The sequence below is a fragment of the Lentzea sp. NEAU-D7 genome (assembly GCF_026242055.1).
GTDB lineage: Bacteria > Actinomycetota > Actinomycetes > Mycobacteriales > Pseudonocardiaceae > Lentzea.
Genome location: NZ_JAPJDL010000020.1, coordinates 22,640 through 36,317, shown reverse-complemented (window position 1 = coordinate 36,317; position 13,678 = coordinate 22,640). Strand labels below are relative to the sequence as shown.

The following is a 13,678-nucleotide window of genomic DNA, read 5'->3' as shown; positions in this document are numbered from 1 at the left end:
CGCCGCTCCCCAACCCAGGGGAGCGGCGTTTTCACGTTGTCACTTGCTCACGGTGTCGCGAGTTCGCGCTGGTCATCCGTTCGCCTCTTCGTCGTGATTCGGCGAAGCCCAATCAGGGCGAAGCGGCGGGCGGATGGCCAGCTTCCCGGCGAACTCGCCGCCGCGCCGGAGGCGCGGCCAAAGATTCAGTGGCCGCCGGACTCGTGGTTCTCGCTGGTGCGCTTGTGGTCCGAAGGCGCCACGGGCACCTCGAGCGTCAGCGAGCCGGCCTTCTCGAACAGGAACGTGATCTTGACCGTCTGCGCGGCCACGACCTCGCGGTTCAGCTTCTTGAGCGTGCAGCGGATCTGCAGCACCTCAAGGCTCGGGTCGACTGCCGTCGGCGCCGCGGAGGAGTTCGACGGACGGCCGGTCGAGGACGCGGCCGACGACGGCGCACCCGAAGAGGGAGCACCCGAGGACGGCGACACCGAGCCGCTGGTCGACGGCGCACCGGACGACGGGGCACCGGACGACGGCGTCACCGAGCCGGACGACGACGGGACACCCGAGGTCGGCACGACCGACGACGAGGCGGCGGAGGACGAAGGCGCGGAGGTCTTCGTCGGCGCCTTCGAGGCGTCGTACTCCGCGCGCAGCGCGTACTGCGCCGGGATGTCCTTCGAGCCGACGATCTCGGCCTCGGCCTCGGAGGCCTCCGACTTGATCGACAGCAGCTTGTCCGGGGTGGCCCCCGAGTTCGCGATGACGAAGGTCAGCGGCGCGTCCTCGCCGTCCTTGTACCGGTTGCCGTCCGCCGGGAAGGCGAGCATGGCGTTGCGCACCGCGATCGGGCCGGCATTGCCACTCGCACCGTCGACGGCGGCGACCTGGGTGTCGGTCTGGGTGACCTGACCGGCGCTGCAGCCGACCGCCACCAGGCCGAGGCCAGCGGCCAGCGCTGCCGTCACGATAAACCGGCGAGACACTCCTGAGTTCACGGCTCCAGCGTCCTTCCTAGGGAACAACCACCAGGCAAGGAGCCTAACCGGGGCTCGAATCGAGGACGCGACGGGCTGCCAGTCGATCTTCGATGGGACGTACCTTGCACGCGAACAGGTGGTTTGTCAACCCCCCGCATGGCCCTGACCAGCACTAACGGATCTTCGAGCAGCAATCGGAGGGTTGCTGGACGTGTTAGGATGGAGGCATCGAAAGGGGCAGAGGACACATGGTTTTCAAGGTCGGAGAGACCGTCGTCTACCCGCACCACGGTGCCGCTCTCATCGAAGCAATCGAGACCCGCGTGATCAAGGGCGAGGAGAAGAAGTACCTCGTTCTCAAGGTAGCGCAGGGCGACCTCACCGTTCGGGTTCCCGCTGACAACGCCGAAATCGTAGGCGTGCGTGACGTTGTCGGCCAGGAAGGGCTCGACAAGGTTTTCGAGGTCTTGCGTGCTCCCCACACCGAGGAGCCGACCAACTGGTCTCGGCGGTACAAGGCCAACCTTGAGAAGCTCGCCTCCGGCGACGTGAACAAGGTTGCGGAAGTGGTGCGCGACCTCTGGCGGCGCGAGAAGGATCGCGGGCTTTCCGCCGGCGAGAAGCGGATGCTGGCGAAGGCGCGGCAGATACTGGTCAGCGAGCTGGCGCTGGCCGAGGGCACCGACGAGGACAAGGCCGAGGTTCTCCTCGACGAAGTTCTCGCCACCGCCTCGTAGTTTTCACCACATCACAAGAGCATCGGATGTAAGTCGCGAACATGAGTGTTGTCGCGCTCGTGCCCGCGGCAGGGCGAGGTGAGCGTCTGGGCTACGGGATGCCCAAGGCGCTCGTGCCGGTCAACGGTGTACCGCTGTTGACGCGTGCCGTTCAGGGTCTGTTCGAGTCGGGCCAGGTCCAGCACGTGGTCATCGCCGCTCCACCGTCCGATGTGGATCAAGTGCACACCGCAACCGCCTCGCTGGCCCCGGCCGGCGGGGCGGTGCACGTGCTTTCAGGGGGTGCCGAACGCACCGACTCGGTGCGGCTCGCCCTCGAACACGCGCTCCGCGTGATTCCGGACACCTCGATCGTGCTGGTCCACGACGCTGCTCGTGCCTTCACCCCTCCCGAGGTCATCGCCGGTGTCGTCGCCGCCGTGCGCGGCGGGTGCGACGCCGTCATCCCGGTGCTTCCGGTCGCCGACACGATCAAGCAGGTGGACGAGGTCGGAGTGGTCGTCTCCACACCTGATCGAGCCGGGTTGCGGGTCGTGCAGACCCCGCAGGGTTTCCGCGCCGAGACTCTCAGGACCGCCTATTGCGCCGGTATCGCCGCGACTGACGACGCTGCCCTCGTAGAGCAGAACGGTGTCGCGGTCCACACGGTTCCCGGGCACCCCCACGCCATGAAGATCACCACCCCGTTCGACCTCGCGGTCGCGGAAGCACTGTTCAGCGGAGGCCACGAGTGAGGATCGGCCAGGGCGTCGACGTTCACCCGATCGAAGCAGGTCGTGAGTGCTGGATCGCCGGACTGCTGTGGGAGGGCGTCGACGGCTGTGCGGGCCACAGCGACGGCGACGTGGCCTCCCACGCCCTGTGCGACGCGCTGCTCTCCGCGGCGGGCCTGGGCGACCTGGGCGCCGTCTTCGGCACGTCGGACCCGCGCTGGTCGGGCGCGCACGGCGTGGTCCTGCTGACGGAGGTGCGCCGCCTCGTCGAAGAGGCCGGCTTCCGTGTGGGAAACGCCACAGTGCAGGTGATCGGCAACCAGCCGCGCGTCGGCAAGCGCCGTGAAGAGGCCCAGCAAACGCTTTCCGACGCGGTCGGCGGCCCGGTTTCGGTGGCCGGCACCACGACGGACGGCCTGGGTCTCACAGGGCGAAACGAGGGCATCGCAGCGATCGCGACAGCCCTGCTGTTCCCCGTAGCCTGACGAACATGGCCACGCTTTCAGAAACGCAGCGCGAACTCCTCGACAGCCCGAACTACGCGACTGTCGCCACGCTGAGCAAGGACGGCAGCCCGCAGACCTCCGTCGTCTGGATCAAGCGCGACGGTGACGACGTGCTGTTCTCCACGGTCGTCGGCCGCGCGAAGGAACGCCACCTGCGCAACGACCCGCGGGTGAGCATCACCGTCATCAACAAGGACAACCCGTACCAGTACAGCGAGTTCCGCGGTGAGGCGTCGCTGACGACCGAGGGCGGCGCCGAGCTCATCAACGAGCTCTCGCACAAGTACCTCGGCAAGGACTACCCCGGCGACGTCGGCACGGACAACGTCCGAGTCATCGTCCGCGTGAAGGTCACCAAGACCACCGGCAACGCCTAACTGGGCCGCCGCTGCGCGGGCACCTTCAGCACGGCCGTGCCGCCGTCGAGGTCCACCCGGCTTCGCGGCGGCGCGTGATCGCCCTCGTCGTCGCGCAGCTGCCGTTCCTCCTTGCGGTACTCCAGTTCGTCGCGCTTGCCCGCCTCGAACGTGGCGCCGAGTTCGCCGATGCCCGCGGTGGCCATCGGCGTGCCCTTCTTCTTGTTCCGCACGAACCGCTCGACCACGGCGAGCAGGAACAGCGCCGCCACCAGAGCGGGTAACGACATCGCGAACAGGAACCCCAGGCTCATACCTGTTGAACTCCCCGCACAGCGGTGTGGTTCCCGCCACTACCATGCGCCTCGTGCCCAAGTACGACGTGTGCCTCTCCTTCGCCGGCGAAGACCGCCCCTACGTCGACGAGGTGGCCCGCCACCTCACCGAACTGGGCGTGACCCGCTTCTACGACACCGACGAGCAAGCCGATCTCTGGGGCAAGAACCTCATCGAGCACCTGGACCAGATCTACCGCCACGACTCGCGCTTCTGCGTGATGTTCGTTTCGCAGCACTACGCCAGCAAGATGTGGACCAAGCACGAGCGGCAGTCCGCGTTCGACCGCGCGCTGATCTCCGACTCCGAGTACGTGCTGCCCGTCCGGTTCGACGACACCGACCTCCCGGCGCTGCGCGTCGGCACCGGTTACCTCGACCTGCGCCGTCTCACCCCGCGCGAGCTGGCCGGGATGATCGCGCAGAAGGTCGGGACCGCCGTCGCCCCGCCGTCGGCGGGCTGGGAGTACCAGCTGTTCTCCGACACCGTGGGGCTGCACATGCGCAACCTCCAGGACAAGCGGATCAGCCACGAGATGGGCTTCGCCGCGGCCGGGCGGACGATCACCACGGACACCGACGCGCTGGACTACTTCATGGCACGTTCGCGCACGTTCGACCAGATCATCAACGGCATCGCGGACCTGCTCTCGCCGGGCAGGCAGCAGTGGGCGTTCGGTCCCGCCGGCCGTCCGGGCGACAAGGACAAGATCCGCCTGCTCGCGAACCGCTTCGTCGAGCAGTACGAGAACCTGCTCGACTGGTCGGCCGACCTGCGCGGCGCCACGACGCCGGACCGCTTCACCACCCTCTACGCCACCGCCGCGCAGCTCGCCGACCAGCCGCTCAAGCAGATCGAGCAGTTCGTCGAGGACTTCACGGCCGCCAGCGAGCGCGGCGCGGGCGACCTGGAGCTCACCCTGTCCTACGACATGTCGCCGGTGGAGGCCGAGCTCCAAAAGGTCCAGACCACCTAGCCGTTCGGCACGTAGAGTCGGGGGCGTGACGATCCGCGCCGCGCTCTTCGACTTCTCCGGCACGCTGTTCCGGCTCGAGCACCCCGAGCTCGAGTCCAACGGTGCCCTGTTGCGTGCCCTCACGGCCCCGGTCGGCATCGCCGACGGCATGGACCCGGAGCTCGTGGACGCCTGGCACCGCCGCGACCTCGACCCCGACGTCCACCGCTGGGTCCACGTCAGGGTCCTGGAGGACTCGCTGGTCGCGGACGCCGAGGCGTTCTACGACCAGCTGCTGGCCCCGGAGTCGTGGGTGCCCTACCCGGACACCAGGGCGACGCTGGAGCACCTGGCGGACGTCCCCGTCGCGGTGGTCAGCAACATCGGCTGGGACATCCGCAGCGTCTTCGAGCTCCACGGCCTCACGCACCTCGTCGACGAGTTCGTGCTGTCCTACGAAGAAGGCGTCGTCAAGCCGGACCCGAAGATCTTCACCACCGCGTGCGAACGGCTGGGCGTCGATCCCCGCCACGCCGTGATGGTCGGCGACAGCGAGGAGGCCGACGGCGGAGCGGAGTCGATCGGTTGCTCCTTCCGGCTCGTCAACCCGGTTCCGACGAGTGACCGCCCCAATGCTCTTTTGGATGTGGCCCGTACCATTCCCGTGTGAGCCTCCACATCTACGACACCGCGAGCCGGTCCATGCGGGAGTTCCACCCGCAGGTCAACGGAACGGCGTCGATCTACGTGTGTGGGGCGACCGTGCAGGGCGTGCCGCACATCGGGCACGTCCGCAGCGGCCTGAACTTCGACGTCCTGCGCCGCTGGCTCGCCCGCGACGGCGCTGACGTCACGCTGGTCCGCAACGTCACCGACATCGACGACAAGATCCTCACCAAGGCCGCCGAGCACGACCGGCCCTGGTGGGAGTGGGCGTACACGCACGAGCGCGCCTTCGAGGACGCCTACGACGCGCTGGGCTGCCTGCCGCCGTCGTACGCGCCGCGCGCCACCGGGCACGTCACGCAGATGGTCGAGCTGATGCAGCGGCTGATCGACAAGGGCCACGCGTACGACGTCGACGGCGACGTCTACTTCGACGTGCGCTCGTTCCCCGAGTACGGCGCGTTGTCCGGCCGCAAGCTCGACGACCAGCAGCAGGGCGAGACCGAGCTGCGCGGCAAGCGCGACGCGCGCGACTTCACGCTGTGGAAGGCCGCCAAGCCCGGCGAGCCGTCCTGGCCCACCCCGTGGGGCGACGGCAGGCCCGGCTGGCACCTGGAGTGCTCGGCGATGGCCACGACGTACCTCGGCAGCACGTTCGACATCCACGGCGGCGGGCTCGACCTGATCTTCCCGCACCACGAGAACGAGCAGGCCCAGTCGCGCGCGGCCGGTGACGGCTTCGCGAACTACTGGATGCACAACTACTGGGTCACCATGTCCGGCGAGAAGATGGCCAAGTCGCTGGGCAACACCGTGTCGATCCCGGCGATGCTGGAGCTGGTCCGCGCCCAGGAGCTGCGGTACTACCTGGTCGCGCCGCACTACCGGTCGCACATCGAGTACTCGGAAGAGGCGTTGCAGGAGGCGGTGACGTCCTACGGGCGCATCGAGTCGTTCCTGCGCCGCACCGCCGAACGCGTCGGCCCGATCGAGCTCGGGGGCGACATCTGCCGAGAGGCAATGGACGCGGACTTCGTCGTGGCGATGGACAACGACCTCAACACGCCCCAGGCCGTGGCGGCACTGCACAACAAGGTGCGCCAGGGCAACACGGCACTTGCCGACGGCGACCACGAGACGGCCCGTGCGGCCGCCGAGTGCGTGCGCCGGATGGCTGACATCCTCGGCGTCGACCCGTTGTCGCCGAAGTGGAACGACGCGTCGCCTGCCGACCTCGGCATGCGACAGGCGTTGACCACGTTGGTGGATCGACTTCTCGTCGAACGCCAGGAAGCCCGCAAGAGCAGGGATTTCGCGCGCTCTGACGCACTGCGCGACCAGCTGCACGACGCGGGCATCGCCGTCGAGGACACCCCCGACGGTCCGCAGTGGACTTTGAAGGACGACTGACTTCCGTGGCTGGCAATTCCAAGCGCAAGGGCGCGATGCGCAATCCGGGCTCGAAGAAGGGCGCGGTCACCGGCTCCGGCGGACAGAAGTCCAAGGGGCTGCAGGGCAAGGGTCCGACCCCGAAGGCGACCGAACGCCCGAACCACCCCGCCTACAAGCGGGCCAAGGTGGCGGCGAAGATCGACGCGAGCAAGACCCAGCGCCGGCAGACCAAGGAGAAGGCCACCGCGGAGACCGTGGCGGGCCGCAACCCGGTCGTGGAGTGCCTGCGCGCGGGCACGCCCGCGACGGCGCTGTACGTGGCTCTGGGCATCGACGCGGACGACCGCGTGGCCGAGGCCGTGCGCCTGGCCGCCGATCGGGGCATCTCCGTGCTGGAGGTGGCCCGCGGCGAGCTCGACCGGATCACCGGCGGCGCGATGCACCAGGGCCTCGGCCTGCAGGTGCCGCCGTTCGAGTACGCGACCCCGGACGAGCTGCTCGAGCTGGCCCAGCACTCCAGTGCGCCGCCCCTGCTGGTGGCGCTCGACGGCGTGACGGACCCGCGCAACCTGGGTGCCGTCGTGCGGTCCGCCGCGGCGTTCGGCGCGCAGGGCGTCGTGGTGCCGCAGCGCCGCAGCGCGTCGATGACGGCGGTCGCCTGGCGCACCAGCGCGGGCACGGCCGCCCAGATCCCGATCGCGATGGCCACGAACCTCACCCGGACGCTGCGCGACTGGGCGGAGGCGGGCCTGATGATCGTGGGCCTCGACGCGGACGGTGACGTCGACGTCGACGGTCTCGACCTCGCGACGGGCCCGCTCGTCGTCGTGGTGGGCTCGGAGGGCCGCGGCCTCGGTCGCCTGGTCAAGGAGACCTGCGACCAGACCGTGTCGATCCCGATGGCCACCGGCGTCGAGTCGCTCAACGCGTCCGTCGCGGCCGGCGTCGTGCTGGCCGAAGTGGCCCGCCGCCGCCGCGTCGAGGCCAAGCGCTGAAACCCTACTGACGGGTCTTGTCTGACGGTTGTCTGACGTTATCGGCCGGTTCGCGACGCTAAGCGCGTTCATTGCCGACGTTAGTGATCGTTTTCCCGCCTGCGAAACCGGTTTCGTCACGCAGGCGGGGAAACGAGATCTCCACACTTGCCAGATCTTCACCACTGATCGGGATGACAAACCGCGTGGCCTATTCCGCGCCACTCCCGAGCACGGGTACCTTCACCTGGGATCGCAATTGGCCTGTCCGGCCCCGCCGGAGTCGGTGCTGGTTGCACCGGTTGGCGCAGCTGCGGGCACCGTTTGGCACCAGCTGACACACAACGTGACCATTTGGGGTCCAATCAGGCGAACCTGAGGTCAACTGTGAAGAAGATCAGCTCTACGTTTCGCTATTGTAACTACTTTAGGTAACTGCCCTGCTCCGTTTAGGTACACACTGTGGTAGGACAGACGTTGAACGGTCAGGCAGCTTCTACCGTGATTGTCGATAGGAATTGATTACCACCGGCGGGGGCGACGTGACTCGGCGTAGGACGAATCGGGACGTGCCGATTCGCCGCGCGCGGGCAGCGGCTCCGCGAGGTCGCGCATGACGACCCGCGGCACCCTCCGCGAGCTCGTGGGTTTGCGCGAGTTCCGCGCCATGTGGATCGGTTCGACCGTTTCGACCGCCGGCGACCAACTCGCCGCCGTCGCGCTCTCACTGCTCGTATTCGAACGAACACGATCCGTTGCCGCGACAGCCCTCACGTGGTCGCTGACGCTCTTCCCGCCGTTGATTTCCGGCCCCTTGCTCGGCTGGGTCGCCGACCGGTTCCCGCGACGCACGGTAATGGTGACGACGGCCTGGTTGCAGGCCGCGCTCATGGCCGCGATGGCCATTCCCGGCATGCCGCTGTGGGCCATGATCGTGCTGCTGGTGGTGGTCCTGGCGATCTCCTCGCCGTACCTCGCGGCCCAGGAGGCGAGCCTCCCGCACGTGCTGCCGCCGAAGCGCTACGACGACGGCGTGGCGTTGTTCGGCACGTCCGTCGACATAGCCCAGATGGCAGGCCTCGCGGCCGCCGGCTTCCTCGTCGCGCACACCAGTCCGGGCGTGGCGCTGGCGGTCAACGCCGCCACGTTCGCCGCTCTGGCGATCCTGGTGCAGACGTCCGTCAAGCACCGCCCGGCCGCGGACCCGCTGGGCCGCAAGAAGAAGCCCGACGACGAACCGCGCGGCGTGCTGACGCTGATGGTGTCCGAGCCGCGCCTGAGGACCCTGCTGGGCGTCCGTCTGCTGGCGGGCCTCGCGATGGTCCCGGAAGGCCTCGCGGTCCCCCTGGCGGCCAGTCTGAACGCGGTCTGGGCCGTCGGCCTGATCCTCGCCATCGAACCCGCCGCGAACGTGCTGGGCGTGGCGCTGCTCTTCCGCCTAGTCCGGGATCCGGCGAAGCGAGAACGTCTCATCGGCCCGCTGGCGATCCTGTCGCTGGCGCCGTTGATCATGTTCGCTTTCAACCCGAACCTGACCTGGACGATCGTTTTGCTGGTGTTCGCCGGTATAGGCGGGGCTTATCACACACCCGCTCGTTCGGCGTGGATGCGGCTGCTACCGGACCAGTACCGCGGAAGGGCTTATGGCATTGGGCGAGCGGCGTTGCGCTCGAGCCAGGGCGGAGGAATGGCGCTGGCCGGTGTCGTCGCCAGTTCCATCGGATCGGTGACGGCCACGATCGCGGGAGCGGGCGGAATCGGACTGCTGCTGGCGACGCAGGCCACCTTCGCCTTGAGGCGTGCCCGGGGTCGCGACGACACGAAGGCGGTGGCAATCTGAAACAGAACGGTCACCAATAGCGATATCCGTCGTAGAGGCACCATGATGATCGGGGTGCGAGATTGAATCCGGGTAGAGGAAGGTGGCGTTCAGAAGTCTCGGTTGCACATGGAAGGACACCTCCTCGTTGCGACGAGCGGCAGCGTGGTGGTCTACGACCTGGTCAGCGGCGGCTTAGCTCATGAAGTGCCATGAGCGTAGGGGGTCGTGGTGAAGAACAGTTTGACTGATCGCAGGCGATCGCGGGCACTCGGCTTGACTCCGATTCGCAACTGGGACCTTTGGACAGTTGCGCCCAGTGCGATCGCATACTTCTTCGTGCTCGAAGCGGCTGTCGCCGTGGCCGCCATCTGGCTCCTGACGAAGCTCACCGCCGTTTCCACCGACGACTGGCTGCGCTTCGGCGCGCTCATCGCCGCGATCACCATCCACCTGACCGTCGTGCGCAGAGCCGAAGAGGCACGCCGCAACGAGGCCTCAGGCCCCCACATCGACCTCACCTCGGTCTGGACCTTCGCCGCCGCGGTGGCACTCCCGGGCGGCCTGGCCGTGATCGCCACGATCTGGATGCGCATCCTGATCCAGCCGATCGCCCGCCGTCAGCCCTACCGCTTCGTCTTCGGCACCGCCTCCATGCTCGCCTCCACACTGCTGTCGTGGGCACTGGTCCACCTGTCGGGTGTTTCGCTGGCGGCCACCGGAAACGTCCCGACGGACCTGAGCCTCGTCCTGATCCTCGCGATAGCCGCGGTCGTCTACTGGTTCGTCCAGGTCATGACCGTCGCGGCCGCGTTCAAGATCGTGACCCCGAACTCGAAGGTCCTCGACTTCCTCGGCTCCAAAGTCGACAACATGCTCGAGATGAGCACCCTCGGCGCCGGCGCCATGCTCGGCATGCTGATGACGAGCCACTGGGTCGGCCCGCTGCTGCTCACGGTCCCGGTCATCCTCGTGAACGCCCTGCTGTCCCGCGCGGGCGAACGCCGCACGCACCTGGAACGCCTGCTGCGCGAACAGGAACAGCTGCACCAACGCCTGGCAGCCGACGCCCACACCGACTACCGCACGGGCCTGCTGAACACCAACGGCCTGGCCGAGTACGCGGGCCGCCTGGCCGAACGCTGCCGCCTAGACGGCGAACCGATGACCGTCCTGGTCATCGACCTGGACCACTTCAAGCGCATCAACGACACCTGGGGCCACCCCGCGGGCAACGCCGTGCTGGCGGAGGTGGGCCGAATCCTCCGCGAGAAGCTCCGCCCGGGAGACGTGGCGGGCCGCGACGGCGGCGAGGAGTTCGTGGTGGCGCTGAAGGACACCCCGGTGGCGCAGGGTGTGACGATCGCCGAACGCATCCGCGAGGCCATCGGCTCCCTGGCCGTCCCGACGACCGACAAGCACCGCAACGTGGTCACGCTCTACGGCCGCGAGATCCAGCCCCCGGAACCGGAAGGCGAGTCGCTGCAGGCGATCTCGGCCTCCATCGGCGTGGCCGTCATCCCGGACAACGGCCCCGACATGGCCACGGCCCAGCACTCGGCGGACGCCGCCCTGTACAAGGCCAAGGAGAACGGCCGCAACCAGGTCCGAGTGGCAGGCCTGGACATCCCGCCGCGCCTGATGCCCGCCCCCCGTCAGGACGACGCGACCAAGCCGATCACCACCCGCACGGCCTGACAGCGAGCAATCCGCGCAGCAACAGCACCCGTCAAGCAGAACGCCGCTGAACCGCCCCGACCCCACGACAAACCAGGTAGATCACAAAGCTCACCGCGGTCACCAAAGCGGAAACCGGCAACCCGGGCTGCAACGACAACAAGATCCCGCCAACAGCGGCAACCTCGGCAAAGACCACGGAAAGCACAGTGGCCCGCAACGGCGAGGCCGTGACCCGCATGGCGGCAGCAGCAGGTGTGATCATCAGCGCCAGCACCAGAAGCGCCCCGACGACCTGCACCGACAGCGCCGTGGCGACACCGACCAGCACGGCGAACACGATCGACAGCGTCCGCACCGGAACGCCGCGCGACACGGCCACGTCGGGATCCACCGAGGCGAAGAACAACGGCCTGTAGATGACCGCGAGCACGACCAGCACCGCGACGGACGAGATCACCAGCAGGTTCAGGTCCGTCGAGTCGACGCCGACGATCTGGCCGGTCAGCAGGCCGAACTTGTTGGACGCGCGCCCCTTGTAGAGCGCGAGCATCAGGATGCCCATGCCGAGCCCGAACGCGAGGATCGCGCCGATCACCGAGTCGCGGTCGCTCTCGCGGCGCGACAACACACCGAGCAGCACCGCGGCGATGATCGACCCGGCCAGCGCGCCGTACCCGACGCCGATGCCGAGCAGCAACGCCGCCGCTCCACCGGTGAACGCGAGCTCGCTGGTGCCGTGCACGGCGAACGCCATCTTGCGGGTCACGACGAGCGGGCCCAGCACGCCGGCGACCAGTCCGAGCACGGCGGCCGCGATCAGCGCGGTCTGCACGAAGTCCAGTTCGAGCAGGTCGAGAAAGCTCACGACGCGGCCTCCGCCGACAGGTGGTGCGTCTGCTCCTCGCAGGCGCCGGCGCCGACCACCAGGATCTGGTCGCGCACCCGCACGACCTCGACCGGCGTCCGGTACAGCTCGGACAAGGTGCGGGAGTTCATGACCTCTTCCGGCGTACCGATGCGGAACCGCCCGCCCACCAGGTACAGGACCCGGTCGACGAGCGGCAGCACGGGATTCAGCTCGTGCGTCACGAAGAGGACCGCGGTGTCGGACTCGCGACGCCGCTTGTCGATCAGCTCGGACACGACTCGCTGGTTCGCGAGGTCCAGCGACAGCAGCGGTTCGTCGCACAGCATCACGGTCGGGTCGCCGACCAGGGCCTGCGCGACCCGCAACCGCTGCTGCTCACCGCCGGAGAGCACGCCGACGGGCGAGTCCGCGTACCGGGTGCCGTCCACGGCCTCGATGGCCGCGTCGACGCGGATCCTGCGTTCCCGGCGGCCACGCAGACCGAGGCCCCAGCGGTGGCCGTCGAGGCCCAGCCCGACGAGATCGCGGCCGCGCAACGTCATGGACTGGTCGAGCGCTCGCTGCTGCGGGATGTACCCGATGGCGTGGTTGCCGCCGGCGACCGAGACCGTGCCCGAGGACAACGGCTGCAAGCCGAGCAGCACGCGCATCAGACTGGTCTTGCCGGAGCCGTTGGGCCCCAGGACCGCGAGGAACTCACCGGGCTCGACGTCGAGGTCGAGCCCGTCCCACAGCACTCTGTCCCCGTAGGACAGCCGGGCCCCGCGCAGCGAGATCGCGCTCATGCCTTGAGCGCCCGCGAAAGCTCGTCAACCTGCTTGCTCATCCAGTCAAGGTAGCCGGTCACGCCCTCGGGCAGCGTCTCGGTGACCGCGACGACCGGCACGCCCGCCGCCTTCGCCTTCTCGACGACCGCCTTCGTGACCTGGTTCTCGGTCTGGGTGTTCTCCAGCAGCACGCTGACCTGCTTGCCCTCGACCAGCTGGTTCATCTCCGCGAGCGCGGCGGCCGGCACGTCCGACTCCTCCTCGACGGCCTTGCTGAACGCCTCGGGCGTCACGTCCTCGGCGCCGGACTCGTCGAGCAGGTAGTGCGCGATGGGCTCGGTGGCGGCGACCTTCTTGCCCTGGCCGATGCCCGCGACCTTCTTCTCCAGCTCCTCGAGCTTGGCGGTGAAGTCGGCCGTGTTCTTCTCGAACGTCGTCTTCTTCTCCGGCGCGAGGGCACCGAGCTCGTTCGCCGCGGCCTCGGCCACCGCCTGCACGGTGTGCAGGTCGTACCAGACGTGCTCGTTCACGCTGTGGTCGTGACCGTCGGCGTCGGGCGCCCCGGTCTGCGGCTCCGCGTGGTTGTCGCGCAGCGGGAAGGCCTCGACCTTCTTGGTGGTGTCGCTGGTGATCAGCTTGGCGAAGAAGTCGTCGTAGCCGCCGCCGTTGAACACGACGAGCTTGGCGTCCTTGACCAGCGCCGCGTCCGCCGGCTTGCTCTCGTAGGAGTGCGGGTCGGCCGACGGGTCGTCCAGCAGGGCCTTGACCTCGATCTCGTCGCCGCCGACGGCCTTGACGACACTGCCCCACACGTTCGTCGAGGCGACGACCTGGATCTTGCCGCTGTCCGCCGCCGGCGTGGTCGTGCCACAGGCGGCCAGGCTTGCGACGGCGAGAGCGCCGACCAGAGCGTTGCGGAGAGTCATCACGCCGTCCCTCGATCAGGT

General features: G+C 68.4%; 15 protein-coding genes. 10 read left to right on the top strand and 5 right to left on the bottom strand.

All coding sequences use genetic code 11. The annotated features are described in order from the left end of the window. Window positions 1-185 precede the first annotated feature (185 nt). Window positions 186-950, bottom strand: a complete 765-nt coding sequence (locus ORI60_RS32945; protein ID WP_266041905.1) for a hypothetical protein — start codon at window positions 948-950, stop codon at window positions 186-188. A 260-nt stretch (window positions 951-1,210) separates the two neighbouring features. Between ORI60_RS32945 and ORI60_RS32940 the strand changes: the two genes are divergently transcribed. From ORI60_RS32940 to ORI60_RS32925, 4 genes are read left to right on the top strand one after another with little or no spacing between them, the layout of a single operon-like run. Continuing rightward, window positions 1,211-1,699: a CarD family transcriptional regulator gene (locus ORI60_RS32940; protein WP_012782996.1), complete on the top strand. Its 489-nt coding sequence runs from the start codon at window positions 1,211-1,213 to the stop codon at window positions 1,697-1,699. A gap of 41 nt (window positions 1,700-1,740) precedes the next feature. Continuing rightward, a complete protein-coding gene (gene ispD / locus ORI60_RS32935; protein ID WP_266041904.1) occupies window positions 1,741-2,433 on the top strand; it encodes a 2-C-methyl-D-erythritol 4-phosphate cytidylyltransferase in 693 nt (230 codons plus the stop codon). After that, on the top strand, window positions 2,430-2,897 hold the full coding sequence (gene ispF, locus ORI60_RS32930) for a 2-C-methyl-D-erythritol 2,4-cyclodiphosphate synthase (protein ID WP_266041903.1): 468 nt from the start codon (window positions 2,430-2,432) through the stop codon (window positions 2,895-2,897). Before ispD ends, ispF begins: the two co-directional genes overlap by 4 nt. A gap of 5 nt (window positions 2,898-2,902) precedes the next feature. Then, window positions 2,903-3,295, top strand: coding sequence for a PPOX class F420-dependent oxidoreductase (locus tag ORI60_RS32925; protein ID WP_266041902.1), 393 nt, complete (start codon window positions 2,903-2,905; stop codon window positions 3,293-3,295). Here ORI60_RS32925 and ORI60_RS32920 read toward each other — a convergent pair. Continuing rightward, window positions 3,292-3,588, bottom strand: coding sequence for a DUF6191 domain-containing protein (locus ORI60_RS32920; protein WP_266041901.1), 297 nt, complete (start codon window positions 3,586-3,588; stop codon window positions 3,292-3,294). The genes ORI60_RS32925 and ORI60_RS32920 overlap by 4 nt on opposite strands. Window positions 3,589-3,641: 53 nt before the next feature. On the opposite strand from ORI60_RS32920, the gene ORI60_RS32915 reads away from it, so the two are divergent. The 6 genes from ORI60_RS32915 to ORI60_RS32890 all read left to right on the top strand — a co-directional run bounded on the left by ORI60_RS32915 (window position 3,642) and on the right by ORI60_RS32890 (window position 11,114). Further along, window positions 3,642-4,586, top strand: a complete 945-nt coding sequence (locus ORI60_RS32915; protein WP_266041900.1) for a toll/interleukin-1 receptor domain-containing protein — start codon at window positions 3,642-3,644, stop codon at window positions 4,584-4,586. A 25-nt stretch (window positions 4,587-4,611) separates the two neighbouring features. After that, window positions 4,612-5,235, top strand: a complete 624-nt coding sequence (locus ORI60_RS32910; RefSeq protein ID WP_266041899.1) for an HAD family hydrolase — start codon at window positions 4,612-4,614, stop codon at window positions 5,233-5,235. Further along, entirely contained in the window at window positions 5,232-6,641 is a 1,410-nt protein-coding gene (gene cysS, locus ORI60_RS32905; RefSeq protein ID WP_266041898.1) for a cysteine--tRNA ligase, read from the top strand. The genes ORI60_RS32910 and cysS overlap by 4 nt, the downstream gene beginning before the upstream one ends. A 5-nt stretch (window positions 6,642-6,646) precedes the next feature. Then, complete coding sequence (gene rlmB / locus ORI60_RS32900; protein ID WP_266041897.1) at window positions 6,647-7,618, top strand: 23S rRNA (guanosine(2251)-2'-O)-methyltransferase RlmB; 972 nt, start codon at window positions 6,647-6,649, stop codon at window positions 7,616-7,618. 592 nt (window positions 7,619-8,210) lie between these two features. Then, complete coding sequence (locus ORI60_RS32895) at window positions 8,211-9,437, top strand: MFS transporter (RefSeq protein WP_266041896.1); 1,227 nt, start codon at window positions 8,211-8,213, stop codon at window positions 9,435-9,437. 318 nt (window positions 9,438-9,755) lie between these two features. After that, a complete protein-coding gene (locus ORI60_RS32890; RefSeq protein WP_266041895.1) occupies window positions 9,756-11,114 on the top strand; it encodes a GGDEF domain-containing protein in 1,359 nt (452 codons plus the stop codon). 31 nt (window positions 11,115-11,145) lie between these two features. Here ORI60_RS32890 and ORI60_RS32885 read toward each other — a convergent pair whose 3' ends face one another. Genes ORI60_RS32885 through ORI60_RS32875 form a run of 3 tightly spaced genes read right to left on the bottom strand, consistent with a single transcriptional unit; the run spans window position 11,146 to window position 13,657 of the window. After that, window positions 11,146-11,961, bottom strand: coding sequence for a metal ABC transporter permease (locus tag ORI60_RS32885; protein WP_266041894.1), 816 nt, complete (start codon window positions 11,959-11,961; stop codon window positions 11,146-11,148). After that, the gene (locus ORI60_RS32880) at window positions 11,958-12,749 is read right to left on the bottom strand and encodes a metal ABC transporter ATP-binding protein (protein WP_266041893.1); all 792 of its coding nucleotides are present in this window, start codon (window positions 12,747-12,749) and stop codon (window positions 11,958-11,960) included. Before ORI60_RS32880 ends, ORI60_RS32885 begins: the two co-directional genes overlap by 4 nt. After that, window positions 12,746-13,657: a metal ABC transporter solute-binding protein, Zn/Mn family gene (locus ORI60_RS32875; protein WP_266041892.1), complete on the bottom strand. Its 912-nt coding sequence runs from the start codon at window positions 13,655-13,657 to the stop codon at window positions 12,746-12,748. Before ORI60_RS32875 ends, ORI60_RS32880 begins: the two co-directional genes overlap by 4 nt. Window positions 13,658-13,678 lie beyond the last annotated feature (21 nt).